Source organism: Microbacterium sp. Bi128 (assembly GCF_918698205.1).
The window spans coordinates 1-2,723 of the sequence record NZ_CAKKMM010000658.1 but is presented as its reverse complement, the minus strand read 5'-3'; the positions used below and the strand labels follow the sequence as shown (position 1 = coordinate 2,723).

Below are 2,723 nucleotides of genomic sequence, written 5' to 3'. Positions count from 1 at the left end.
GCACTGAACAGCGCGAACAGCGCACTGAACAGCGTGAACAGCGCACCGAACAGCGCGAGCCCGGCAGCGAAGACGGCCAGCGCCGTGACACCCGCACCCGTGGCGGCCGCGACGACTCGGCAGGCACCCGCGAGAGCACCCGCGACAGCGATGATTCTGACGGCGGAAGCCGCCGGAACCGCCGCAACCGTCATGACCGCAACGACCGCGGTGACCGCCAGGGCCAGCAGGACAACCGCGACAACTCCTCGCGCAACGACCGCTTCCGCGACCGCAACGACCGCCGCAGCGGGCGTCAGCAGGGACCCGACGTCGACGACGTCGAGGTCACCGAGGACGATGTCCTGCTGCCGGTCGCCGGTATCCTCGACGTGCTCGAGAACTACGCGTTCATCCGCACCTCCGGTTACCTGCCGGGCCCGAACGACGTCTACGTCTCGCTCGGCCAGGTCAAGAAGTACAACCTGCGCAAGGGTGACGCGGTCGTCGGCGCCATCAAGCAGCCGCGCGAGAACGAGCAGTCCAGCCGCCAGAAGTACAACGCGCTGGTGAAGGTCGACTCCATCAACGGCCTCTCCGTCGACGACGCCGCCACGCGCGTCGAGTTCGGCAAGCTGACGCCGCTGTACCCGCAGGAGCGTCTGCGCATGGAGACCGCTCCCGAGAAGCTCACGCAGCGCCTCATCGACCTGGTCGCACCGGTCGGCAAGGGCCAGCGCGGCCTGATAGTCGCGCCCCCCAAGGCGGGCAAGACGATCGTGCTGCAGCAGATCGCGAACGCGATCGCGCAGAACAACCCCGAAGTCCACCTCATGGTCGTGCTCGTGGACGAGCGCCCCGAAGAGGTCACCGACATGCAGCGCACGGTCAAGGGTGAGGTCATCGCCTCGACGTTCGACCGTCCCGCCGAAGACCACACCACGGTCGCCGAGCTCGCCATCGAGCGGGCGAAGCGTCTGGTCGAGCTCGGTCGCGACGTCGTCGTGCTGCTGGACTCGATCACGCGTCTCGGCCGCGCCTACAACCTCTCGGCTCCGACCTCGGGTCGCGTGCTGACCGGTGGTGTGGACGCCTCGGCGCTGTACCCGCCCAAGCGCTTCTTCGGCGCCGCCCGCAACATCGAGAACGGCGGATCGCTCACGATCCTGGCAACGGCCCTGGTCGAGACCGGTTCGAAGATGGACGACGTGATCTTCGAGGAGTTCAAGGGCACCGGCAACAGCGAACTGCGCCTGAGCCGCCAGCTCGCCGACAAGCGCATCTTCCCGGCGGTGGACGTCAACGCGTCCTCGACTCGTCGCGAAGAGATGCTGCTGTCGCCCGACGAGGTCAAGATCACCTGGAAGCTGCGTCGCGCCCTCGCGGGCCTCGACCCGCAGCAGGCCCTCGAGGTCGTGCTCGGCAAGCTCAAAGAGACGCAGTCCAACGTTGAGTTCCTCGTCCAGATGCAGAAGTCGATCCCGGCCCCCGCGCGCGGAGACAACGGGCACGACAACGGCATCCGCTGAGCCGTGTCCGACTCCGGCATCCTCGAGTCCGTCCGCGGGCTGATCGACGAGCACCGGCAGGTCGAGCTCGAACTCAACGACCCGGCCGTGCACGCCGATGCGGCGCGCGCGAAGCGGGTCAACCGGCGCTACGCCGAGTTGAACCGCATCGTGCACGCGTACGAGGCGTGGCGGGCGGCATCCGATGACCTGGATGCCGCGCGCGAACTCGCCCGTGAAGACGAGGCGTTCGCCGAAGAGGTCCCTGCGCTCGAAGAGCGGCTCGAGGAGTCGCAGGAGCGCCTGCGGCGCCTGCTCATCCCGCGCGACCCCGACGACGCCCGCGACGTGATCATGGAGATCAAGGCCGGCGAGGGCGGGGCGGAGAGCGCCTTGTTCGCGGCCGATCTGCTGCGGATGTACCTGCAGTACGCGGCATCCATGGGCTGGAAGACCGAGCTCCTCGAACGCAACGAGTCCGACCTCGGCGGCTACAAGGACGTCCAGGTCGCGATCAAGGGGTCGTCCAGCGACCCCGCGCAGGGCGTGTGGGCGCACTTGAAGTACGAGGGCGGTGTGCACCGCGTACAGCGGGTGCCCGCGACCGAGTCGCAAGGGCGCATCCACACCTCGACGACGGGTGTGCTGGTGTTCCCCGAGGTCGACGAGCCCGAAGAGGTCTCGATCGACCCCAACGACCTGAAGATCGACGTCTTCCGCTCGTCGGGCCCCGGTGGGCAGTCGGTGAACACGACCGACTCGGCCGTGCGCATCACCCACGTGCCGACCGGGATCGTCGTCTCGATGCAGAACGAGAAGTCGCAGCTGCAGAACCGCGAAGCCGGTATGCGCGTACTGCGGGCCCGGCTGCTGGCGAAGCAGCAGGAGGAGCGCGACGCGGTGGCCGCCGACGCGCGGCGCTCGCAGATCCGCGGGATGGACCGCTCCGAGCGCATCCGCACGTACAACTTCCCCGAGAACCGCATCGCCGACCACCGCACCGGGTACAAGGCCTACAACCTCGACCAGGTGATGGACGGCGCGTTGGCACCGATCATCGAGTCGGCGATCACCGCCGACGAAGAGGCTCGGCTCGCCGCCCTCTCCGAGGGCTGAGCCCGCGCGCTTCGCGTCGGCTGTCTCGGCCGCACAACTCCGGCAGATCAGCCGCGAGCCGCTGCTCCGGCCGCGGGAGCCCGCAGACCGCAGGAGTTGTGCGGTACACCGCCCCCGCCC

2 protein-coding genes are annotated in these 2,723 nt (G+C 68.7%); both read left to right on the top strand.

The genetic code is table 11. The annotated features are described in order from the left end of the window. On the top strand, window positions 1–1,508 hold a 1,508-nt coding region (gene rho / locus LQV45_RS24430), incomplete at its 5' end, for a transcription termination factor Rho (RefSeq protein ID WP_230009200.1). A gap of 18 nt (window positions 1,509–1,526) precedes the next feature. Further along, window positions 1,527–2,603: a peptide chain release factor 1 gene (gene prfA, locus LQV45_RS24425; RefSeq protein ID WP_230009201.1), complete on the top strand. Its 1,077-nt coding sequence runs from the start codon at window positions 1,527–1,529 to the stop codon at window positions 2,601–2,603. Window positions 2,604–2,723 lie beyond the last annotated feature (120 nt).